The sequence below is a fragment of the Streptomyces sp. NPDC002577 genome (assembly GCF_053594815.1).
Genome location: NZ_JBSFWK010000050.1, coordinates 14,711 through 36,171, shown reverse-complemented (window position 1 = coordinate 36,171; position 21,461 = coordinate 14,711). Strand labels below are relative to the sequence as shown.

Sequence of the window (21,461 nt, the reverse complement as noted above, 5' to 3'; positions counted from 1 at the left end):
GCAAGGGTGTGCGGCGCCCCCTCAGCCCAGCGCGCTCACGACGGCCCGCGCCGTCCGGCCCACCCGCGTCCTCGCGGCCCGCCGTGCCAGCGGACGTGCGACGTACGCGGTGACGCCGAGGGGCGCCCAGCGGATCTGCAGCCGTCCGGCGGCCCGGTCCTCGGGTTCCACCGTCACCCGGTGCGGGGCGGCTGCGTGCCGGTAGTCGACGCGTGTGGTGAGCGTCGGGAAGGACAGCGGGGCGAGCAGCAGTCCTGTGTTGCGCTGCCGCTGCTGCTCGAGCTGCAGCACGGGGTGGCGTGCGCCGTCGAAGCCGTGCAGGGGCAGTGCGGCGGCGGCCAGGTCCAGGCGTACGCCGCCCTCGAAGACGCCCGGCCGCACCGGGTCCAGCCGGAACGGTGTGGTCAGCCGGTGGCGCCCGGGGGTGACGACGAGCGTCGCGATGTGCGGCCCGACGGGAAGCCGCAGCCCGGGATCGTAGGTGCGGATCCGCAGGTCGACGCAGGCCCCCGGCCCGCCCCGTACCGGCGTGACGTCCGTGATCTCGTGCCGGAACCGCGCGCTCTGGAAGGACCGCGCCTCAAGACCCTGGTCGGTGAGGTCGAGTTCGCGTCGCCCCGGCTCTGTGTCCGGCACCCGGTCACCCCAGTAGAGCCGCCCCGCGTCATCCGCGGTGACCGCCCGCGGCGCCACCGCGTGGCCGAGGGCCCGCGCGGCGATCCGGGCGTCGGCGAGGCGTCCGTCGCGTACGAGCTGGAGCACGACCCGCTCGTCGCGCGGCAGCCGCTCGTACGCGCCCGGCGCGAGCGTCGCCAGATACGGGTTGACGATCTCCGCGAAGCCGGCCAGCCACTCCTCGTCGCGGTACGGCAGGTCGCCCGCGTACATACGGAAGTCGTGCTTGAGGAACTTGTGGTCCTTGTCCACCCGGACGGCCTCGTGCCCGCTCCCGGCGAGGAAGTCGTCGATCAGCGTCTGGACGTGGATGCGGTCCCGGACGTTGCCGAGCATGTGCCGCTGGTTGGAGATCGAGGCGGCTTCGGCGTCGGCGTACGGATCTATGTACCAGCGGTAGACCGGCTCCGGGACGATCGTGAAGGACCTGGCGAGGCAGTACGCCTGTGCCGAGAACAGCTGGTCCTCGTAGTGGATGCCCTCGGGGAAACGCAGCCCGTTCCGGTCCAGGAACTCGCGCGCGTACATCTTGCTCGTCGACAAGTGCTCGAAGAACAGCCGGGGTTCGGCCTCGATGCCGGGCACCGTCCGCCGCTGGGCGACCAGACGGGGCATCCAGGTGGACTTGGCGCCGGTGTCGACGCGCATTCGCTCGACCGCGCCCATCGCGAAGTCGATGTCCCGCTCGCGGTGCGCGGAGAGCAGCAACTCGACGGCGTCGTCGGTGAGTTCGTCGTCGCTGTCGAGGAACATCACATAGGGGGCGCCGGCGATGTCGAGCGCACGGTTGCGCGGCGCGCTGCAGCCGCCGCTGTTCTCGGCAAGCCGCAGGCTGATGATGCGGTCGTCCTCGGCGGCGAGCGCCCGCGCGACCTCGGGGGTGCGGTCCGTCGAGTGGTCGTCGCTGATGACGATCTCGATGTCCGCGTGCGTCTGGCGGCGCACCGATGCGACGGCGCGGGGCAGTCGCTCGGCGTCGTTGTAGACGATGACGACGACCGTCACGTCGGGCGTCGTCGTCGACGGGGTGGTGGGGCGGGGGTTCATCGGCGTGCGGCCTCCTCGGGCGTGGGCGCCGGCGTGCGCTCGTCGACGGGCACGACGGGCGGCAGGGACTCCTCGCTCGCGCCGAGGAAGACCCGGCGTACGACCCGCTCGGCGGCGTGCCCGTCGTCGAACTCGCAGAACCGGCGGCGGAACGCGGCCCGCGCCTTCGCGGCGGTCTCGTCGCGCCAGGCGCCGGTGGTGAAGATGTCCGCCAGCTCGTCCTGGGTGCGGGCGATCCGGCCCGGGGCCTCCTCCATCAGGTCGAAGTAGACGCCGCGGGTCCTCGCGTAGATCTCCCAGTCGTCGGCGTACACGACGATCGGGCGGTCCAGGTTGGCGTAGTCGAACATGATCGACGAGTAGTCCGTGACCAGTGCGTCGGCGGCGAGCGCCAGTTCCTCCACCGGGTCGTACGACGATACGTCGATGATCCGGCCGGTTCTGCGCAGCCAGGCGGGCGGGGCCGCGGAGCCGTCGTAGAAGTAGTGGCCGCGCACCAGGAGCACGGTGTCCTCGCCGAGCCGTTCGGCGAGCGAGGCGAGGTCGAGGCGCGGGGTCCAGGTCGCCTCGTAGTCGCGGTGCGTGGGCGCGTACAGGATCGCCGTCCTGCCGGGCGCGATGCCCAGCTTCTCGCGGGTCGCGAGGACGTCGTCGGCGCCGGCGCGGTAGAAGACGTCGTTGCGCGGATAGCCGTGGTCGAGGGTGGTGTAGTGCGCGGGATAGGCGTGCTGCCACACCTCCGTGGAGTGGCTGTTCGCGGAGACGCTGTAGTCCCACTTGTCGACACGGGACAGCAGACCGCGGAAGTTGAAACCCCTGGAGACCACCGGGAACTCCCGCTGGTCCAGGCCCATCCGCTTGAGCGGGGTGCCGTGATGGGTCATGACATGGACGGCTTCGGGACGCTTCACCACGGCGCCCGGGAAATTGACGTTGTTGACGAAGTACCTGGCGCGGGCCATGACCTCCCAGTAGCGCCGAGTGCCGGGCACGACATGGGCGGTGCCGGGCGGCAGCAGCGGCTCTCGCGCGGCTGACACCACCCACACCGGGCGGATGTGCGGGGCGAGCCTGGCGAGCTCGGCGGCGATCGCCGCGGGGTTGCAGGCCACGCCGCGGTCCCAGTACGCGGAGAAGACAGCGAGGTGCGGGTCGACGGGCCGGCGGAGGGCCTGCTGGTAGCGGACGTCGCGGACCTTGGCGCCGATCTTGGATCTGACCTTCCGCTTCCGGGTCGCGAACGCGGATCTGGCCTTGCGCTGCCTCCGGTTGACGGCCTGCAGCAGGCGGTATTCGGCATACGCGTCCTGTTCGAGGAGCGAGCGCTGGAGGCCGCCCAGTCCCGGGGGCCGGGCATGGCCCTGCGGGCGCCAGGCGACCGCGGCCCGTGACGCGCGGTGGAAGAACTCCCGCATGAGCGGCTCGGGCAGCCCGCCCCGCGCGACGACCCGCAGCCACTCGGAGACCATCAGGTCGTAGACGGTGGAGCGCAGTGCGGTGGGCGCTCCGCCGTCGGCCATGAGCCGCAGCACGGCCTCGTACTGGTCGATCTGCGCGGTCGACTCCTCGGAGGTGGGCGGCGGCAGACTCCCCGGCCTCAGCCGGCGGTGGTCCAGGCATACGTGGTCGAGGCAGGCGACGTTCGTGGCGCGGAGCAGCGTGGCGTACGCGGCGAAGAGCTCGTCGTCGGCGGAGGATTCCGGGCCGATCCCGTGGCGCCCGGCCCGGTCCGGCACGCGGAAGCCGGCCGCGTGCGTGCGCCAGAACTCGGCGCGCAGCGCCCGGTTGCCCAGCAGCGGAGCGACCCGCAGCAGGCCGGGGAAGTCCGCGAGGGCGAAGGGGACCGGGCCCGCCTTCGCCAGCACCCGGTTGTCCCGCCCGGTCGCTCCCCGGCTGTTCCAGGTCGAGCGGACGTGGTCGAAGAGCAGGACGTCCACCGAGTGGGGAAGGCCGTCTGTGTGTTCGGCGACGGCACGCTGAGCGCCCGGACGCAGGGCGTCCTGGCTGCGCACGAACTGCAGCCAGCGGCCCGTGGCCTGCCCTGCGCCCGCCGCCCGCGCATCGGCGTCGGCCGTGTCCTGGGGGAGGGCGACGGGGAGGATACGGGGGTCTCGGGCGGCATGGACCTCGGCGACCCGCTGGGCGGAGGCGCCGACCGCGGCGACGATCACCTCGACGTCGGGGCCGGGGTCGTCCCGGCTGATCCCGTCCAGACAGTCGTCGAGATGACCTTGGACATTGCGTCCGTACACGATGACGCTCAGGCGTGGCTGCACACGGACTCCTTGCGTCGAGCGGTGCCCCCTCAGCTCTTCATAGCCTAATAAGTCATCGCTTCATGCGACAAAAGGGATACGTGCGGTTGGGTCTATGGACTGCTACGAGGACTTCTTCTTGCCGTCGGACTTGCCGTCGGCCTTCTTGCTGTCGGCGCCGCCCGTGAAGGCCTCGTACTCCTCGAGCACCTCCTCCGTCGGCCCGTCCATGCGCAGCTCGCCGCGCTCCAGCCACAGCACGCGGTCGCAGGTGTCGCGGATCGACTTGTTGTTGTGGCTGACGAGGAACACCGTGCCGGCGTGCTTGCGCAGCTCGCGGATGCGGGCCTCGGAGCGCTTCTGGAAGGACCGGTCGCCGGTGGCCAGCGCCTCGTCGATCAGCAGCACGTCGTGGTCCTTGGCGGCCGCGATGGAGAAGCGGAGCCGGGCCGCCATGCCGGAGGAATACGTACGCATCGGAAGGGTGATGAAGTCGCCCTTCTCGTTGATCCCCGAGAAGTCGACGATCTCCTGGTAGCGCTCGCGGACCTGCTCGCGCGACATGCCCATGGCCAGCCCGCCGAGGTACACGTTGCGCTCGCCGGTCAGGTCGTTCATCAGTGCGGCGTTGACGCCGAGGAGCGAGGGCTGGCCGTGGGTGAAGATCCGCCCGTTCTCCACGGGCAGCAGTCCGGCGATGGCCTTGAGCAGGGTGGACTTGCCCGAGCCGTTGGTGCCGATCAGGCCGATGGCCTCGCCCTTGTACGCGGTGAAGGAGACGCTCTTGACCGCGTGCACCTTGCGGACGCCCGCGGCCTTCTCCGCCCGGCCGGGCCGCAGGATCCGGTTCAGTGCCGCGGTGGCGCTGCCGCGGCCGGTGCTCACGCCGTTGACGCGGTAGACGATGTCGACCCGGTCGACGACGACGGTGGGGGCCAGAGGCTCGACGGGGCCGGTGGCGTCGGCTGCTTCGACGGCGTCGGCTGCTTCGGCGGTGCGCGTGGCGCCGGATGCGGTGTCGGATGCGGTGTGGAGTGCGGTGTCGGGGTTCTCAGCCACGGCCGTACTGCTCCTCTGCCTGCCAGAAGTAGATGAACCCGCCGACGCCGGCGAGCACTGCCCAGCCCAGGGCCCACGCCCATACGTGGTGCGGGAGCTGGCCCGCGTGGAAGCTGTCGATGAGCGAGAACCGCATCAGGTCGATGTAGATGGCCGCCGGGTTCGCCTCGAGGAGGACGCGCACGACATGGGGCAGGTGCGAGTGGCCGATCACCCTGTCGATGCTCCACATCACACCGGACATGTACATCCAGGTGCGCAGCACGAACGGCATCAGCTGGGCGATGTCCGGGGTCTTGCTGCCCATCCGGGCCATGATCAGCGCAAGACCGGTGTTGAAGGTGAACTGCAGCAGCAGCGTGGGGATCACCAGCAGCCAGGACGGGCCCGGCGGCACTCCGAAGGCGAGCAGGATCACGACCAGCGCGCACATCGAGAACAGCAGCTGCTGGAGCTGCTGCAGGCAGTACGAGATCGGCAGCGCCGCCCGCGGGAAGTGCAGGGCGCGTACGAGACCGAGGCTGCCGGAGATCGCCCGGGTGCCGGCCATCACCGAGCTCTGCGTGAAGGTGAACACGAAGACGCCGGTGACCAGGAACGGGAGGAAGTCCGGGACGCCGCGCTTGGTGTTCATCAGCACGCCGAAGATGAAGTAGTAGACCGCCGCGTTCAGCAGGGGCGTCATGACCTGCCAGACCTGGCCGAGTTTCGCCTGGCTGTACTGGGAGGTGAGCTTGGCGGTGGCGAACGCGGTGATGAAGTGCCGCCGGCCCCACAGCTGGCGGACGTAGACGGGCAGCGAGGGGCGCGCGCCGCTGACCGTCAGGCCGTACCGGGCGGCGAGGACGGCGGGATCTTCGGCCGGCTGCGCCGCGGAAGGCGCGTTCCGGGCCGGCTGGGGGGTGGCATCGAGGACCTGACTCACGTCCGCTGCTTTCACTCGGGTGTCAGGGAGGGGTGAGGCGCGTACGACCGATCGAAACGGTCGCGTCGATACGGGCGCGCCCCGGGACGGGAGCGCACGTCGGAACGGGACCGTTTCGTCGTAACGCCGAGAGTAAGCGGCGTGGACGTCGGGACGCAACCGTTTCGTCGTAACGTCCTATGCTTGTGTGCATGACGACGAACGACGCCCAGCAGCGCCGCAGAGCCCCCGCCGGAGCGGCCGTGCTCCGTGAGGACGTGACGGAGGCCATCCGTGCCGCCGTCTTCGAGGAGCTGGCAGCGGTGGGTTTCGCCCGTATGTCGATCGAGGGCATCGCGCGCCGCGCGGGGGTCGGCAAGACCGCCGTCTACCGGCGCTGGCGCTCCAAGCTGGCCCTCGTCCTCGACCTGGTCTCGGCGGTGGCGGTACAGGGCCTGCCGATGCCGGACACGGGATCGCTCGAAGGCGACCTGCGCCTGCTGTACGAGGTGACGTCCCGCGCCCTGCGCCACCCCGTGGCCTCGCAGATCATCCCGGATCTCCAGGCCGAGGCGGCCCGCAACCCGGACATCGAGCAGGCCATGCAGAAGGCGCTCCGGGAAGGGCAGCACGGCGTCGCGAGCGGCATCCTCAACTCGGCCGTCGCCCGCGGCGAGCTGCGCGAGGGCGTCGACGAGGACCTCGCCCTCGACCTGATCTCCGGTCCGCTGTACTGGCGGTCGGTGGTGGCCAGGGGTGATCTGTCCAAGGGCTATCTGGCCGCCTTGACGACTGCGACGGCGGCGGCGCTGCGCGCGTTGTGACGCGCCACGACGGCCGCAGCACGCACCCCGCCTAGCTGCGGCCCGCCTCCGGGTGCAGCCGTACCCATCCCTCCCACGCCGACGTGATCATGTCCCGGACGTCGTGCTTCGCCTTCCAGCCCAGTTCCGCTGCGATGCGGTCGGCGGAGGCGACGACACTGGCCGGGTCGCCGGGGCGGCGGGCGGTCACGGTCGGCGGGGTGTCGTACCCCGTCACCTCGTTGATCCGGTCGATCATCTCGCGGACCGAAACGCCCTCACCCCGGCCGATGTTGAGCGTCAGATCTGTGCCGGGCGAGGCGGCCAGGCGGTGGGCCGTGGCCACGTGCGCCTCGGCCAGGTCCATCACGTGGATGTAGTCCCGTACGCACGTGCCGTCCGGCGTCGCGTAGTCCGCGCCGAAGATGCGCGGCGGTGCGCCTTCCGTCAGCTTCTCGAAGACCATCGGGACGATGTTGAAGACGCCCACGTCGGCCAGTTCGGGAGCCGCGGCGCCCGCCACGTTGAAGTAGCGCAGCGACGCCGTCGCCAGACCGTGGGCGCGGCCCACCGCGCGCACCAGCCACTCGCCCGCCAGTTTGGTCTCGCCGTACGGGCTCATCGGCCGGCACGGCGTCTCCTCGGTGACCAGGTCGACGTCCGGCATGCCGTACACCGCGGCGGACGAGGAGAACACGAACGACGCGACGTCCGCCGCCACCACGGCCTCCAGCAGGACCCGCAGGCCCTCCACGTTCTCGCGGTAGTAGCGCAGCGGCTCGTCCACCGACTCGCCGACCTGCTTCTTCGCCGCCAGGTGCACGACGCCGGTGACACCGTGCTCGGCCAGTGCCCGGTCCAGCAGGCCGCGGTCCAGGGTCGAGCCGGTCACGAGGGGTACGCCGGCGGGGACGCGCTCGGCGATTCCGGTGGACAGGTCGTCGTAGACCACGGCCCGCTCACCGGCCTCGGTCATCGCGCGGACGACGTGCGCTCCGATGTAGCCGGCACCGCCTGTGATCAGCCAGGTCATGGTCGATGGTCACCTGTCCCGTCGTGTCGTTCGCAGCCGTCGTGTCGTGTGCTGTCGTCGTATCGTGCGCTGCCGTGTCGTGCGCTGTCGTGCCGTTTGTGCGTATCAGTGAACCAGTCTCGCCGCTCTCCGACGCGCGACTTCCGCCATGCCCCGCAGTCCGGGCGCCAGGCGCAGCGCGAGGGATCCGGAATGGGTGGCGTAGGGCTGCACGAGCAGGACGCCGTGGCGGCGGCTGGGGAGGGCCGAGCGGCGCAGCAGGCCGGGGCCCGTGGTCGCGTGGGCCGTCGTCTCGCGCTGCGTGCCGTCGTGGAAACGGAGCCGCAGACGCAGGTCCCAGACGCCGGCTCCCAGCGCCGGCAGATCCACCAGCGCCTCGGCCGACCAGGAGTCCTCGTCATCCGGATCGCGGACGAACGAGGCCGTCCGGCGCAGACCGGCCTTTCCGGACTGCCGGTCCAGGAACTCGACGTCGACCGACTCCGGGCCCGCCTCCGCCACCCGGCCGTACAGGTCGTGCAGGCGGAGCCGGAGCCGAGTGGCACGCGCGCGTGGCCGCAGTTCCGCGTCGACGGCCACCGGGAGTACGCGCATCGGCCGGATCAGCAGATGGTCCAGGCTCACCTGGGGCAGGTCGGGCGACCACACCGGAGTGCCGTCCGCGGCACGTGCGTAGGGCGGCAGCAGGCGCGCCGGGCGGGACGCCAGCTCCCTCAGCCGGGGCAGGTCGCGCGGCTCGTCGGAGGCGAGGACGACGCGCGCGACGACGCGGCCGGGGGCGGGTGCCGGTTCGAAGTCGGCCGCGTCGAAGGTCGCCAGGTACGCGCGCGTGAGGGCCCACCAGGCGCGCCGGTATCCGGGTCCGCGCAGCTCCAGTTCGCGTGCGTACATCCGCAGCGGGTGGTCGAGGGAGTGGGCGCGTGCGGCCCGCGCGAGCCTCTTCTCGCCCGCGGCCAGCAGGATCTCGACCGCCTGGCGGTGGGCCGCCGTCCGGGCGCGCCAGTTGTCGGCGCCCGAGCGGTCGAGGGAGATCGACAGCTGTGCGGCCGCCCGGCGGACGTGCCATACGTAGACGGCGTCGGGGACCAGCGCGATGCGCGGGGCGGCCGCGAGCACGCGGGCGCTGAAGACGACGTCCTCGTACGGGAAGCGGCCGTCGGGGAAGCGGATCGCGTGCTCGCGCAGGAAGGTGGCGCGGTACAGCTTGCCGACGCAGAGGGCGTCGCGGACCAGCGCCGGGCGCCGCTCGGGGCGGGCGACGACCGCGGGCCTCTCGTGGAGCTCGGGCAGCCAGGGCGTCTCGCGGTAGGGGCGCTTTTCGCGTGACGGGCTACCGGAGGTTCCGTCGGCCGGCGAGGGCTTCTCGCCGCAACCGGGCGGCAGTTCGCGGCGCACGCAGAGGCCGGACGCGACATCGGCGCTGTGCGCGACGGCGGCGTTCAGCAGGGCGGTCACCGCGCCGGACGGCAGTACGTCGTCGCTGTCGAGGAACATCACGTACGGGGACGTACAGGCGTCGACACCGTCGTTGCGGGGCGTACCGCAGCCGCCGCTGTTGGCGGCGCGGCGGATCACCCTCAGACGTGGGTCCTCGGCCGCGAGCCGCTGAAGGATCTCACCGCTGCCGTCCGTCGAACAGTCGTCGACCGCGATCACCTCGCGGACGGCGGGCCCTTGGCCGAGCGCCGAGCGCACCGCGTCCGTCACGTGGGCCGCGTCGTCGTAGCCGATCACGACGACGCAGACCTGTGGCGGGTGAGGAGGCGCCTGTTCCATAGGGCGAAATATTAGATCGTCAATGCATTTGTCCGGTATGAGGGGCGACTGGATCGCCACAGCCGCCGGAAGGACACCACCGCCGCGGCGGTCAGCAGCCCGTTGCGCCCGAGCATCACCAGGCAGCCGGTCCAGGTGCAGGCCGTGACCTGTGCGTACAGCACGGGATAGGCCAGCGCGCTCACCGCCGTCGCGACCGCGAGCAGCGCCGCCACCGGGCGCTGTGTGGTCTGCCGCGAGGTGAGGCAGACCGCGGCCAGGCCGAGCAGCCACACCATGTACTGCGGGCTGATCACGCGGCTCGTGACGGTGAAGAGCAGGACGGCGCAGAGCGCGGCGTCGTACGGCGTGGCCTCCGTCCATCGGCGGGCGCGCAGCCGCCACACCAGGAGCAGGGCGAAGGCCGTCGCGGTGAGCACCAGGGACAGGGCGGCCACCGCGGACACGTACGGGCCCGTGAACTCCATCGCCCCGAACTGGTACCGCACCTTGCCGGGCCACCCGGCATGCCGCGCGAAGGCGAGCGCCGTGCCGCCCAGCGACTCGATCTGCACGCCGCGCGCGCCCTGTTGCCGCAGGAAGGAGAAGGGATGCTCGAAGAGGAGGGCCAGGACCAGCAGGAGCGCTCCCGCCGAGACGGCCGCCGCCGTCCAGGCCTCCCGCGTGGTGCGTCCGCGCGGCGTGCCCAGCAGTGTCAGTGCGGGCCACACCTTCACGAGCGCCCCCGCCGCGGCGAACGCACCGCACGCGCGCGTGGAGCGCTCAAGAGCCAGGAGTGCGAACACGCCGAGGGCGGTGACCTGTACGTCGTACCGCACGAGCGGGATGTGCAGCAGCAGCGGGAGGCCGGCGGTCCACAGGACGGCGCCGCGCAGGCTGCGGCCCGGCCGCTTCCCGGCGCGCACCAGCGCGATCGTCACCAGCGCGTCGGCGGCCAGCGTGAGCGCGACGAAGGCATCGAAATAGGCGGCCGGCGGCAGCGGGGACGACAGCGGAGAGGACGACAGCAGCGCGGGTGAAAGCAGTACGGGCCCGGCGCCCGGCGGGTACTGCCACATCGGGTCGCCCGTCGGAAATCCGCCGTGCGACAGGGTGACGTACCAGTGGAAGTACAGTCGGCGGACCTCGCGGGACACGCTTCCCCGGCCCAGCAGGCCGATCTCGTCGTGCTGGAGCAGCCACACCATCAGCGCACGCGTCGCGAGCCAGGCGACGGCCAGGTGGACGAATGACAGCGGACGCCTGGCGTGGACGGGGATCGGCTCAAGTGGGGACAACGTCCGGCCGTGGGGCGTGGTGTGGGGCCGGGGGAGGGGCTTCGGGTGCGTCATTGCGGGAAGAGTAAGACGTTCACCTACACACCGCCTGATGTGCCGTCAATACCGAAAAAAGGTGGGCTAATAGCACAAAATCTGGATCATGTCTGCACAAGCGACCACGTCTCGCAAGGAGCTCCCCGACGCGAGACCCTTCCCCGACACGAGGCCCTTCCCGGTCCCGCTTCCTGTGCGGCTGGAGCGGCGGTGGTGGGTCCGCCGGCCGTCCGTGCAGTCGGAAGGGTGCCCGGAGGTCCCGGAGGAGCGGCTCGCGGGCGGGAGGCCGCCCGGTGGGCGGTCTCGGCGCAAGTCCAGGCGCAAGGCCTGCGGGGACGCGACGGTCGAGACGCGCAGCGGAGGGGGTTCGTCGCCGCAACCGAGGGAGCAGGCAGCCGCCGCGCCGCACGCTGTGACGCCGCGGGTCGCCGCGCCGCTGCAAGCCGCCGCGCGCCAAGCCGCGCCGCCGCAAGCCGCCACCCCGCGGGGCACCGCCCCACAGGGCGCCGAAAGCGGTGCCTCGCAAGCGGCAGCAGGGCGGACAGGGCAGCGGACCACGGCCCCACGAGTCTCTGCCGGGCAAGTCGCCTCCTCGCGAGCTGGCTCCTCACGAGATGCCTCCTCACGCGCTGCCACCTCACGAGCCGCCACCTCAGGAGTCACCGCAAAGGGCGCCGGCCCCCGGCGTCGTACCGCTCCGCGAGCGGCCCGCCCGGGGGGCGGTACGACGAGCCGCGCCGCAGTCCTGAGCAGCGACACGCTCCGGCGCCTCGGCCTCGTGCTGCTCCCGGCCCTCGCCATGTTCGGCGTGGGCCTGTGGGGGCTCGAGCGCGGCACGATGTGGCGCGACGAAGAGGTCACGTTCGAGGTCGCCCAGCGTTCCCTGCCGCAGATCTGGCAACTGCTGCACAACGCGGACGCGGTGCACGGCCTCTACTACCTGCTCATGCACTTCCTCCTCGGCGGCGCCCCCGGCGAGTTCGCCCTGCGGCTGCCCTCCGTCTGCGCGGCCGCCGTCACGGCTGGTCTCGTCGCCGCCATCGGTGCCCGTCTGGCACGCCCGCGTGTCGGCCTGTGGGCGGGCCTGCTCTACGCGGCCACGCCGATGGCCGGCTACTACGCGCAGGAGGGCCGCTCGTACGCCATGGTCTCCGCCGGAGCCGCCCTGGCGACGCTGATCCTGGTGCGCGCGGTACAGGACGCCGCCCACGCGCGCGTGGGCCGGTGGTGCGCCTACGGCGCCGTCGTCGCGGTCACCGCCCTGCTGCACGAACTGTCGATCCTGCTGCTCCTCGCGCACGCCGTGACGCTGCTCGTCTCCCGGGTGCCGCGACGCGTGTGGTACGGCTGGGCGTGTGCCGCGGCGGCCGCCGTACTGGCGCTGCTGCCGCTGGTGCTGGTCTCGGTCGGCCAGTCCGGTCAGGTCGCGTGGCTCACGGCGCCCGACGGGGCCGACGCGGAGCACCTGCTGCGCGCCTTCGCGGGCCCCGACCAACTCGTCCTCGCCATCCACCTCCTGCTCGCCGCAGTCGCCCTGCGGGCGCCGCTGCCGCGGGCCGGTGGAGGACACGCGGCCAGGGGCGCGGCACCGGCCCGCAGGGGCGGCGCGGCCTCGCCTGTGCCGCCGGGCCGCGCGGGCGAGGCCGCGACAGCTTCGCGTGTGCAGCCGGCCCACGAGGGCGTGGCGGCCCCACGCGTACCGTCCGCTCGCGCAGGTGGCACGGCCGCCCGTAGGTCTCCGGCTCGCTGCGGCGGCCTGTCGCTGAACGCGGTGGCCCTGCCCCTGGTCCTGCTGCCGCCCGTCGTCCTGTTCGCCGTCTCCCAGTACTGGCCGCTGTACGACTCGCGGTACGTCCTGTTCGCGCTGGCGGGCGCGCCCCTGCTTGCCGCCGCCGGTGCGGAGCGGGTCGTGTCGTATGCGGGCCACGTGATGAGGACGCGCTCCCGAGCGCACGACAGGACCGCCACATGGCGGGGCGGAGCGACCACAAGGAACGGCAAGACGACCCGGAACGGGAAGACGACCCGGAACGGCTACAGGACCACGACCGCTCGCACAGCCACCCGAGGCAGAACAGCCACCCGAGGCGGAGCACCCACCCGAGTCACGGACCGCGCCGGCGCAGGCGCCGTCGTCGGTGTCCTTGCCGTGGTCGCCTGCTTCTGCTGGCAGCTGCCGCAGCACCGGCAGGACCGGGCCACCGGACACCGGCCGGACGACCCGGCGGCCATGGCGGCGGTCGTGGCGCGGCTGCTGAGGCCCGGCGACCCGGTGCTGTTCGTGCCGTCGGCGGGCCGACGCACCGCCGAGGCGTACCCGCAAGGCTTCCGAGGGATCTACGACGTGGCCCTGAAGACACGCGGACGGGACTCGGGCACCCTCTACGGGGTGGAGGAGGGCCCGGAGCAGGTCTGGCACAGGCTGACCTTGCTGGACCACGTGTGGGTGCTCGCCGAGTCCACCGCGATGCGGCCCGGGTGGCACCCGAAGAGCCTCACGGAGCAGGCCAAAGTCGTCGCTCTGCAACAGGGATTCATGCCGCAGGCTCAGTTCAAGCGGCCGGGTGGCGTGCTGCTGCTGTACGTCAGGCGGCCGGCGGCCCCGGCAGGCCCCGTCTATCCGCAGCCGTCGGCGCAGCAGCCGATGGCCCCGTAGGACCAGGCGCCCCTGTCGCCGTCACCAGGCCGTCGACGTCAATCGCAGAACGGAACGCCCTCCAGCGCCGCCGCGTCCAGCGCCAGCGTGAGGCGGTCCAGGCGGGCCCGGAGGTCGCGGATCTCGCCGAGGTCGAAACCCGTGGCCGCGGCGATCCGGCGCGGCACCACCAGGGCCTGTTCGCGCAGGTCGGCGCCTGCCTCGGTGAGGTCCACACGGACGGACCGCTCGTCCTCGGCGCTGCGCTCACGCCGTACGAGACCGGCCGCCTCGAGCCGCTTCAGCAGCGGCGACAGAGTCCCGGAGTCGAGTCGCAGATACTCGCCCAGCCGCTTCACGGGCAGCTCGCCGTGCTCCCACAGCACCAGCATCACCAGGTACTGCGGATAGGTGAGGCCCAACTCCTTGAGCACCACGCGGTAGACGCTGTTGAAGGCCCGCGAGGCGGCGTTCAGGGAGAAGCAGATCTGCCGGTCCAGACGGAGGAGATCCTCGTCGGGCACGTCGGACAGGTCTCCCAGGGTCTCGGCCCTGGCGGGCAGCCCCTGCAGAACCCCCTTGGAAGCGGAGATCGGCGTCTTGGTCATGCACCCAGGATAGTCCAAGGCGAGCCATTCAGTTGTGCACAACTGAATTGTGTGCTGTAGTTGTCGTCGTAAGGCGGCCTGCCGAGGCCGCCGGGACACCGCACACCGGACAGACCCCGGACAGACAGAGGGATGGTTCTGATGGACGCGCTGTACACCGCCGTCGCCACCGCCAACGGCCGAGAGGGCCGTGCCGTCAGCTCCGACGGCCAGCTGGACCTGCCGCTCGCCATGCCGCCGGCCCTCGGCGGCAGCGGCCAGGGCACCAACCCCGAGCAGCTCTTCGCCGCGGGCTACGCCGCGTGCTTCGCCAGCGCCCTCGGCCTGGTCGGCCGTCAGGCGAAGGTCGACACGAGCGACGTGTCGGTGACGGCCGAGGTCGGCATCGGCAAGGACGAGACGAGTTTCGGGCTCGCCGTCACTCTGCGCGTCGAGCTCCCCGACGCCCTCGCCGGCGAGACGGGCGAGCTGCTCGTCAAGCAGGCCCACCAGGTCTGCCCCTACTCCAAGGCGACCCGCGGCAACATCCCCGTCGAGCTCGTCGTCGAGTAGGCGGGGTAGTACAGCCGGCTCACCTGATCAGCCCACCGCGCCGCCTCGGTCCGGCCCGGGCACACACGCGCCGACCCGCGCCAGGACCTCCCCCGTCCGCGGATTCCGCGCGACGACCACCACCACCGCATCGCCCGGCACCCGCTGCCCCTCCGTGAGCAGCAGCCACCGCACGTGGTACCGGCGCACGATGGCGGCGCGCTCCGCGCGGGTCGACGCGGGTGCCAGATAGGTGCGGACGGCAGCCCTGCGCCTGGCTCTCTCCCGCTCGTCCAGGGCGGGATCGGGCCAGGCCGGGGCGACGAGATTCGGTCCGTAGGCCGGGAGCGAGCGCACCGCCCGGTAACCGTCCGTCAGGACGACATCTCCCGGCAGGATGTGCCGCGCCGCCCACTCGTACGTGGGCCAGGACGGCGGGCGGTCGAAGCCCACCGGGTCGAACCGGCGCGGTACGACCGCCCCGGCCTGGGCCGAGAGGAATCCGACGCAGGCGCCGACGCCCGCCACGGTGGCGAGGGCCCGCCGCCAGCGCGGCCACGGCCGCGGCGCGGACACCTCCACGGCCAGCGCGAACTGCAGCGGCACCAGCGTCAGGCCGAGGATGCGGCCGTACGTGTAGTGGCCGCTGACCCAGCCGTACGCGACGACCCCGCACTCGAGGGCGAACATCATCACCAGCGGGTCCCGGCGGTTGCGGCGCCACCGGAGCCAGAGGGCCGGCAGGCCGATGCCGGCCAGCCAGAACTTCTGCGGCATCTGCGTGTACAGGCGATGGTGGATCGAGTCCACGCTGTGGTCCCCGATCAGGGAGAAGACGCCGAAGTACGGCCAGCTCGCCGCCACAGCGGCGGCCGTCGCCACGGTGACCGCCCACTCCCAGGGCACCCGGCGCCCATGACCCCCGCGATGCTCCCGGGAAGACGACGCGAACGCGAACGCCACCACCCCCGTCACCGCGCCCACCGACGTGATCGGATGGATCAGCAGGATCAGCCCGCACAGGGCGCCGAGTCCCGCATACCGCCAGAAAGAGCCGGAGCGCTCGGCGAGTGAACCCGCCCATGCCCAGGCCAGGAAAGCGAGCCCGATGGCGAACGTGGACGGGTACGCGAGGTTGCCCGTCATCGACAGCAGGCCGAGGTAGCCGCTCCACCAGGCCCGGTGAGTGCCCCACAGGAGAACCATCGCGCCCAGCGCCGCCACGGGCGCCCACGGGCGGGGCGTCAGAACGCGCACGAACCGCCCGATGCCCCCGAGCAGGACGAGCAGGTTCACCGGACCCGTCAGCTTCACGACATCCCGGCCCGCGAGGCCGGTCGCCTTCGCGAACACCGCTTGCAGGACGGCGTACGGGGAGTAGTAGGGGCTGCCCGCGCCCGGCAGGTCCGCCATGGGGTGCGCCGGATGCAGCAGGTTCGCCTTGAGGCGTTCCACGACGGCCGCGTGCTGCCCGAAGTCGCAGCACATCGGGACCCGCCAGTACGCCACCGACATGACCAGCCAGAACAGCCCGCCGACGACGAGGTACGGGCTCGGCCGCCGCGTGCGGCCGTCGCTGCGCCGTGGGGCGGTGGCGCCGCGAGCGGCACGCCGTTCGGCCGTTGCCGTGGTCACCGCGAAAGCCGGGCGACTACGCGGCGCCGCCTCAGCGGACCGTCTTCGGACGGACCAGCGCCCGCGACACCACCGGGGGCAGCAGGTCGAGTGCGAGGCGGCGGGCCCCGCTCGGTCCGGGAAGCGTGTTGAGCACGCGGAGCACCGGGTCCCCGTCGATCTTCTCGTCGACCACCACCCGGTCCACCCGGTCCGCGGCCCAGGCGCGCAGGGCGTGCTGGAACGGCTCCGGTTCGCCCCATGTCGCGTACAACTTGGCCGCCGACAGGCACACCGGCCGGAGCCCCTTGGTGAAGACCGCCTCCCAGACGGCGGCGGCCACCCCGGGCACATGTTCGGTGCGGTAGTCGTCGATCGCGACGACGCCGTCCCTGCGCAGGGCGCCTCGGGCCATGTTGATGTCGCCGCTCATGTCCTCGTATGTGCGTGAGGCGTCGACGTGCACGAAACGGCAGCTTCCCGGCCCGATCCGGGACGCGAGCGCGGTCGTCCTGCCGTGCACGATGGCCGGCAGATTCTCGTGGAAGGCGAGGTAGTTGGCCTCGAAGGCGTCACGCGTCAGGGTCTGCCGGTAGAAGGCCAGGGTGTCCCGGCGGCTGTACAGGCCGTGCGTCTCGACGCCGAACAGGTCGCACACCGTGAACGTCTCGCCCTCGCGCAGATGCTCTCCCAGCAGGATCGCGCTCTTTCCGAGGTAGCAGCCCATCTCGAGGAGGTCGCCCGGCGTGGATTCGGTTGCCTCCAGCAGAACGCGGAACAGATCCTGGTCGATCGCGCGGAACCAGCCGGGCACCTCGCTGAGGCTGCGGGGTGTTCTCTGTGCGGTCTGCGTGGTCATGAAGGTCAACTCACTTTCGCCGGTCCGAGGTTCCTTCAGGCCCGCCAGGTCGTACGTCCTTCAGGCCGTACGTTCTTCCGGTCGCTCGTGAGACAGAAAAGCGGGCAGTCAGCCGGAGAACGACGGCGGGGCAACCGGATTACGGGGTCTGTGCGCCTTCCGGGTGATTCCGAAAGTTATTTGCCTACCGCAATGCGGCGGATGCGCCAGCCGGGTCGCACTTCAGTGAACTCGCAGGCGGTTTAAGTGTGTTTATCGGTAGAGCGTCGGGGCGCTTTCATTACGGCATCCGATGCTACGTTCCTCGTCCATGGGCGTGATTGTGCGAGAGGTATCGGATTTCACCGGTCTGCGGAGAGCGCGATTGGTCGTCGGCGGGGCGGTGGTGACGGGGCTGGTCCTCAGGCTGTATCTCCTCATCGCAACGCCGGGGACGGCCGACGTCCGAATCTTCCACGGATTCTCCAAGGCCGTCGCTGAATTCGGCCCCGTTCGCATCTATGAGCAGCCGCTGCCGGGGCTTCCGCTCTACAACCATCCACCGCTGACCGGCTGGATGCTGCTCGGCATGCACAGACTCGAAGCGCTGGGCATTCCCTTCCCCGAACTTGTTCGCCTGCCGGCGACCCTGGCCGACGCGGTCGCCACTGTGCTCGTGTTCGAGATCGTCCGACGGCGCGCCCGGGTACAGACTGCGACGGCCTGTGCGTGTGTGGTGGCGTTGAGCCCGCTACTGATCGCCATCTCGGGCCACCACGGAAACAACGACCCGGTGGCGGTGATGTTCGCGCTCGCCGCGGCCCATCTGCTGGCGGACAGGAAGCGGCCCGTGGCGGCGGGGCTGGCCGCAGCGGTCGCCGTAGGCATCAAGTTCGTTCCGGTCGTGGCGATTCCGGTGCTGCTCGTCGTGGCCGCTCGCGCCGGACGGCCCGTGTTCGTGCGCTTCTGTGCCGGGCTCACCGGGCTCACGGCGCTTGTCTGGGGACCTTCCGTGCTGACGGTTCCAGGAGCGCTCAAGGAGCACGTCATCGACTACAACGGGGGCCGCTGGCACCTCTGGGGCATCGTCAGGTTCGCCGACTGGCTGGACATGCCGGGCGCCATCGCCTTCGCCCGGGGCCCGGGACACGTGCTCTTCGTGCTGCTCTGCGTGGCGGTCGGGGTCTGGCTCGCCTGGCGGCGGCCGGCGGAGGCTCCCGCAGTGGTGGGGCTGACCCTGGCGCTCCTCCTGCTGCTCTCCACGGGCTCCGCCATCCAGTACCTGTCCTGGCCCGCGGCAGCCCTGTGCGCGGTCGGCCTGTGGGAAGGGCTGGCGTACAACGCGGTCCTCGGAGCCGTGGCCTACCTCGTGTACACGGGACCGTTCGCGACGAGATGGACCGAAACGACTCTGCTGGTCGCCGCTTTCGGCTGGGCCGTCCTGGCGGTGGGGATCGCCAGCGGCATGTACAAGCTCTTCGCCCGGCCATGGGTCGTGGACGCCGGCCATCTCCGCGTGCTGCCGAGGGGCGCCGCACCCCGTTCTCCAAGAGCCTCCAAATACGCCGATTACTTGGCCAAATGAAACTAACCGAAGTGAAGATGGGGAATCACCCGTGACGCAAAACCCGACTCCCAGGATCGGCATCCTGGTCGTCGCGTACAACGCCGAGTCGACCCTGGAGAAGACTCTCGACCGCATTCCGGCCGACTTCAGGTCGCGGATCGCCGAGATCCTCATTCTCGACGACGCCAGCCAAGATCAGACCTTCACTGCCGGTTGCCGCTGGTCGCAGCTCGAGGGCAGACCCAGGAGTGTCGTCATGCGGCACACCAAGAACCTCGGATACGGCGGAAACCAGAAGGCCGGCTACGCACTGGCCATGGAGCGAGGCCTGGACATCGTCGTGCTGCTGCACGGCGACGGCCAGTACGCCCCCGAGCTGCTGCCTGAGATGGTCGCGCCCATTGAACGCGGCGAATGCGAGGCCGTGTTCGGGTCGCGGATGATGAACTCCAAGGCGGCCCTCAAGGGCGGTATGCCGATGTACAAGTGGCTCGGCAACCGCATCCTGACCCGCTGTGAGAACCGGCTGCTCGGGTCGGACCTCACCGAGTTCCACTCCGGTTACCGCGCCTACAGCGTCGACGCGCTGCGCAGGCTGCCCGTCGACCGGAACACCGACGACTTCGACTTCGACACCCAGATCATCGTCCAGCTGCTCCACGCGGGAATGCGGATCAAGGAGATCCCCATCCCCACCTACTACGGCGACGAGATCTGCTACGTCAACGGGATGCGCTACGCCAAGGACGTCATGAAGGACGTCCTCGAGTACCGGCTCGCGCTGAAAGGTTTCGGCACCTGCCCGTGGATTCCGAAGCCCGCCGAGTACGCCTTCAAGGAGGGCGACGGCTCCTCGCACTCGGTCATCCTCGAGAAGATGCGGGAGCTGCCGCCGGGCCGGGTCCTCGACCTCGGCTGCTCCGGCGGGCTGTTCGCGGAGCGCCTCGCAGCGCTCGGGCACGCGGTGACGGGCGTCGACTACATCGAGGTCCCGGGCGTACGCCAACGGTGCTCACGGTTCGTACTGGCCGATCTGGAAGAGGGGCTGCCGGAGGACATCGGCGAGGGCTACGACTACGTCGTCGCCGGTGACGTCATCGAGCATCTCTCCCGGCCCGAGCAACTGCTCTGCCAGGTCAGGGACGTACTGCGGCCCGGCGGACAGGTGCTGGTGTCCGTGCCCAACTTCGGCCACTGGTACTCCCGGCTGCGCGTCGCGCTCGGACTTTTCGACTACGACCGCCGCGGCATCCTTGATGAAACGCATCTGCGCTTCTTCACTCGCGGCAGCCTGCGCCGGACGGTCAGGGCGGCGGGGTACGACGTCCTCGACGTCTCCGCGACGGGCGCACCCTTCTGGTCCGTTCTCGGCAAAGGGCCCGTCGCCTGGACACTCGGCGCGGTGTCCCGGCTGCTGACCCGCGTCAGGCCGACCGTCTTCGGCTATCAGTACGTCGCATCGCTCACCCCGCATGCGGCCCAGACGATCATCGCGGGGGAGCACATCGATGTCCAAGACCTCCTCAACCGCCAGTTCTCCCCTGCCGACACGCACCAGCAGGCCGGGGTCTGAGGCGGCGTCCGCATCCGTTTCCGTACCCGAGGCCCGGACCCGGCTTCGGACGGGATCCGGCTCCGGAGCCGGGACCGAACCACCGATCAGGAGAAAGCTCTTGACCCTTCCGAGCCTGGCGCTGCTGCTCTTCGCCGTCTTCTCGTCGGCGGCCGGGCAGATCCTGCTCAAGCACGGCATGCGGGCGGCGGCGTCCGGCGCCGCGAACAGGGGCGGATCCGTCGCCGTGCACGCCGCGACCAGCCTGTGGGTGGTGCTCGGCCTGACGGTGTTCGCCGTTTCGGCGGTGGCCTGGATGTCGACCCTGGCCCGGGTGCCGCTCTCCATCGCCTATCCGTTCAACGCCCTGGGATATCTGCTGATCGTGCTGGTGAGCTCCACCGTGCTGCACGAGCGGACGTCTCTGTGGACCTGGGCGGGATCCGTCATGGTCGTACTGGGCCTCATCACGGTCATGGCGGGGCAGCCGGGCTGAGGTGGCACAGCAGGGCTGAGGCGGGGCGGCAGAGCTGAGGAGAAACGTTCTGTCCGGGCGTCGGCCGCCCCGCAACCTCTCGCGGTCTCAGTAGTTGTACATAGTGACCAATATGTCGAAATGAGAGGTTCGCTCCGATGCGTCCACTGACGATCGAGGGTGCGTGGGCGTGGGAGCCCCGGGTGTTCCCGGACGAGCGCGGCGCCTTCCACGAGTGGTTCAAGGAAGGCCCCTTCCGTGCGGGCGCGGGGCGGGCCCTGAGCCTCGCCCAGGCCAACTGCTCGGTCTCGCGCAGGGGCGTGCTGCGCGGCATCCACTACGCCGATGTCCCGCCCAGCCAGGCCAAGTACGTCAAGTGCGTGCGCGGGGCGGTGCTCGACGTGGTCGTCGACATCCGCGTCGGCTCCCCCACGTACGGGCGGTGGGAGGCGGTACGCCTCGACGACGTGGACCATCGCAGCCTGTTCATCGCCGAGGGCCTCGGCCACGCCTTCATGGCGCTGAGCGACGAGGCGACGGTGGTGTACCTCTGCTCGACCCCGTACACGCCGAGTCGCGAGCACGGCGTCCACCCGCTCGACGAGCAGCTCGGCATCGCCTGGCCCAAGGAGTTCGAACCCCTTCTCTCCGACAAGGACGCCGACGCGCCCACCCTCGCCGAGGCGGAGCGGGACGGGCTGCTGCCGCGCTACGAGGACTGCCTGGCGATGTATGCGGGCCACAGCCCCGCACTGGTCGGGGAGTGAGGCCGCACC

General features: G+C 71.1%; 17 protein-coding genes. 7 read left to right on the top strand and 10 right to left on the bottom strand.

The genetic code is table 11. The features are described 5' to 3' along the window. Positions 1-21: 21 nt before the first annotated feature. From ACWD4J_RS37305 to ACWD4J_RS37290, 4 genes are all read right to left on the bottom strand, one after another. The gene (locus ACWD4J_RS37305; RefSeq protein WP_451399969.1) at positions 22-1,722 is read right to left on the bottom strand and encodes a glycosyltransferase family 2 protein; all 1,701 of its coding nucleotides are present in this window, start codon (positions 1,720-1,722) and stop codon (positions 22-24) included. Next, the gene (locus ACWD4J_RS37300; protein ID WP_451399968.1) at positions 1,719-3,998 is read right to left on the bottom strand and encodes a CDP-glycerol glycerophosphotransferase family protein; all 2,280 of its coding nucleotides are present in this window, start codon (positions 3,996-3,998) and stop codon (positions 1,719-1,721) included. Before ACWD4J_RS37300 ends, ACWD4J_RS37305 begins: the two co-directional genes overlap by 4 nt. A gap of 102 nt (positions 3,999-4,100) precedes the next feature. After that, a complete protein-coding gene (locus tag ACWD4J_RS37295) occupies positions 4,101-4,916 on the bottom strand; it encodes an ABC transporter ATP-binding protein (RefSeq protein WP_451399989.1) in 816 nt (271 codons plus the stop codon). Positions 4,917-5,028: 112 nt separating this feature from the next. Then, entirely contained in the window at positions 5,029-5,961 is a 933-nt protein-coding gene (locus ACWD4J_RS37290; protein WP_451399967.1) for an ABC transporter permease, read from the bottom strand. A 191-nt stretch (positions 5,962-6,152) separates the two neighbouring features. On the opposite strand from ACWD4J_RS37290, the gene ACWD4J_RS37285 reads away from it, so the two are divergent. Continuing rightward, the gene (locus ACWD4J_RS37285; protein ID WP_451399966.1) at positions 6,153-6,764 is read left to right on the top strand and encodes a TetR/AcrR family transcriptional regulator; all 612 of its coding nucleotides are present in this window, start codon (positions 6,153-6,155) and stop codon (positions 6,762-6,764) included. 31 nt (positions 6,765-6,795) lie between these two features. Here ACWD4J_RS37285 and galE read toward each other — a convergent pair whose 3' ends face one another. From galE to ACWD4J_RS37270, 3 genes are all read right to left on the bottom strand, one after another. Continuing rightward, positions 6,796-7,776, bottom strand: a complete 981-nt coding sequence (gene galE / locus ACWD4J_RS37280; RefSeq protein ID WP_451399965.1) for a UDP-glucose 4-epimerase GalE — start codon at positions 7,774-7,776, stop codon at positions 6,796-6,798. 105 nt (positions 7,777-7,881) lie between these two features. Further along, positions 7,882-9,552 (bottom strand): glycosyltransferase family 2 protein, encoded by a 1,671-nt coding sequence (locus tag ACWD4J_RS37275; protein ID WP_451399964.1) that lies wholly within the window; start codon positions 9,550-9,552, stop codon positions 7,882-7,884. Positions 9,553-9,563: 11 nt separating this feature from the next. Beyond that, positions 9,564-10,739, bottom strand: coding sequence for a glycosyltransferase 87 family protein (locus ACWD4J_RS37270; RefSeq protein ID WP_451399988.1), 1,176 nt, complete (start codon positions 10,737-10,739; stop codon positions 9,564-9,566). A 925-nt stretch (positions 10,740-11,664) separates the two neighbouring features. On the opposite strand from ACWD4J_RS37270, the gene ACWD4J_RS37265 reads away from it, so the two are divergent. Continuing rightward, positions 11,665-13,521, top strand: a complete 1,857-nt coding sequence (locus tag ACWD4J_RS37265) for a glycosyltransferase family 39 protein (RefSeq protein ID WP_451399987.1) — start codon at positions 11,665-11,667, stop codon at positions 13,519-13,521. 38 nt (positions 13,522-13,559) lie between these two features. Here the strand turns inward: ACWD4J_RS37265 and ACWD4J_RS37260 are convergent, their stop codons facing one another. Then, on the bottom strand, positions 13,560-14,108 hold the full coding sequence (locus ACWD4J_RS37260) for a MarR family winged helix-turn-helix transcriptional regulator (RefSeq protein ID WP_451399963.1): 549 nt from the start codon (positions 14,106-14,108) through the stop codon (positions 13,560-13,562). Positions 14,109-14,249: 141 nt separating this feature from the next. Between ACWD4J_RS37260 and ACWD4J_RS37255 the strand changes: the two genes are divergently transcribed. Then, complete coding sequence (locus ACWD4J_RS37255; protein WP_451399962.1) at positions 14,250-14,660, top strand: organic hydroperoxide resistance protein; 411 nt, start codon at positions 14,250-14,252, stop codon at positions 14,658-14,660. A 27-nt stretch (positions 14,661-14,687) separates the two neighbouring features. On the opposite strand, the gene ACWD4J_RS37250 is transcribed toward ACWD4J_RS37255, so the two are convergent. After that, positions 14,688-16,274: a hypothetical protein gene (locus ACWD4J_RS37250; RefSeq protein ID WP_451399961.1), complete on the bottom strand. Its 1,587-nt coding sequence runs from the start codon at positions 16,272-16,274 to the stop codon at positions 14,688-14,690. 31 nt (positions 16,275-16,305) lie between these two features. Further along, positions 16,306-17,112, bottom strand: coding sequence for a class I SAM-dependent methyltransferase (locus tag ACWD4J_RS37245; protein WP_451399960.1), 807 nt, complete (start codon positions 17,110-17,112; stop codon positions 16,306-16,308). Positions 17,113-17,422: 310 nt separating this feature from the next. Here ACWD4J_RS37245 and ACWD4J_RS37240 point away from each other — a divergent pair, with 310 nt between their 5' ends. The 4 genes from ACWD4J_RS37240 to rfbC all read left to right on the top strand — a co-directional run bounded on the left by ACWD4J_RS37240 (position 17,423) and on the right by rfbC (position 21,452). After that, positions 17,423-18,676 (top strand): glycosyltransferase 87 family protein, encoded by a 1,254-nt coding sequence (locus ACWD4J_RS37240; RefSeq protein WP_451399959.1) that lies wholly within the window; start codon positions 17,423-17,425, stop codon positions 18,674-18,676. A gap of 31 nt (positions 18,677-18,707) precedes the next feature. Beyond that, positions 18,708-20,231 (top strand): methyltransferase domain-containing protein, encoded by a 1,524-nt coding sequence (locus ACWD4J_RS37235; protein WP_451399958.1) that lies wholly within the window; start codon positions 18,708-18,710, stop codon positions 20,229-20,231. A gap of 100 nt (positions 20,232-20,331) precedes the next feature. Continuing rightward, positions 20,332-20,706, top strand: coding sequence for a hypothetical protein (locus ACWD4J_RS37230; protein ID WP_451399957.1), 375 nt, complete (start codon positions 20,332-20,334; stop codon positions 20,704-20,706). Positions 20,707-20,843: 137 nt separating this feature from the next. Beyond that, complete coding sequence (rfbC, locus tag ACWD4J_RS37225; RefSeq protein WP_451399956.1) at positions 20,844-21,452, top strand: dTDP-4-dehydrorhamnose 3,5-epimerase; 609 nt, start codon at positions 20,844-20,846, stop codon at positions 21,450-21,452. Positions 21,453-21,461: the final 9 nt, after the last annotated feature.

Coding starts and splice junctions, on each gene's coding strand:
- ACWD4J_RS37305 (WP_451399969.1), bottom strand. CDS start 1,722: ATGAACCCCCGCCCCACCACCCCGTCGACGACGACGCCCGACGTGACG.
- ACWD4J_RS37285 (WP_451399966.1), top strand. CDS start 6,153: ATGACGACGAACGACGCCCAGCAGCGCCGCAGAGCCCCCGCCGGAGCG.
- galE (WP_451399965.1), bottom strand. CDS start 7,776: ATGACCTGGCTGATCACAGGCGGTGCCGGCTACATCGGAGCGCACGTC.
- ACWD4J_RS37275 (WP_451399964.1), bottom strand. CDS start 9,552: ATGGAACAGGCGCCTCCTCACCCGCCACAGGTCTGCGTCGTCGTGATC.
- ACWD4J_RS37270 (WP_451399988.1), bottom strand. CDS start 10,739: ATGGTGTGGCTGCTCCAGCACGACGAGATCGGCCTGCTGGGCCGGGGA.
- ACWD4J_RS37265 (WP_451399987.1), top strand. CDS start 11,665: ATGTTCGGCGTGGGCCTGTGGGGGCTCGAGCGCGGCACGATGTGGCGC.
- ACWD4J_RS37260 (WP_451399963.1), bottom strand. CDS start 14,108: ATGACCAAGACGCCGATCTCCGCTTCCAAGGGGGTTCTGCAGGGGCTG.
- ACWD4J_RS37255 (WP_451399962.1), top strand. CDS start 14,250: ATGGACGCGCTGTACACCGCCGTCGCCACCGCCAACGGCCGAGAGGGC.
- ACWD4J_RS37245 (WP_451399960.1), bottom strand. CDS start 17,112: ATGACCACGCAGACCGCACAGAGAACACCCCGCAGCCTCAGCGAGGTG.
- ACWD4J_RS37240 (WP_451399959.1), top strand. CDS start 17,423: ATGGGCGTGATTGTGCGAGAGGTATCGGATTTCACCGGTCTGCGGAGA.
- rfbC (WP_451399956.1), top strand. CDS start 20,844: ATGCGTCCACTGACGATCGAGGGTGCGTGGGCGTGGGAGCCCCGGGTG.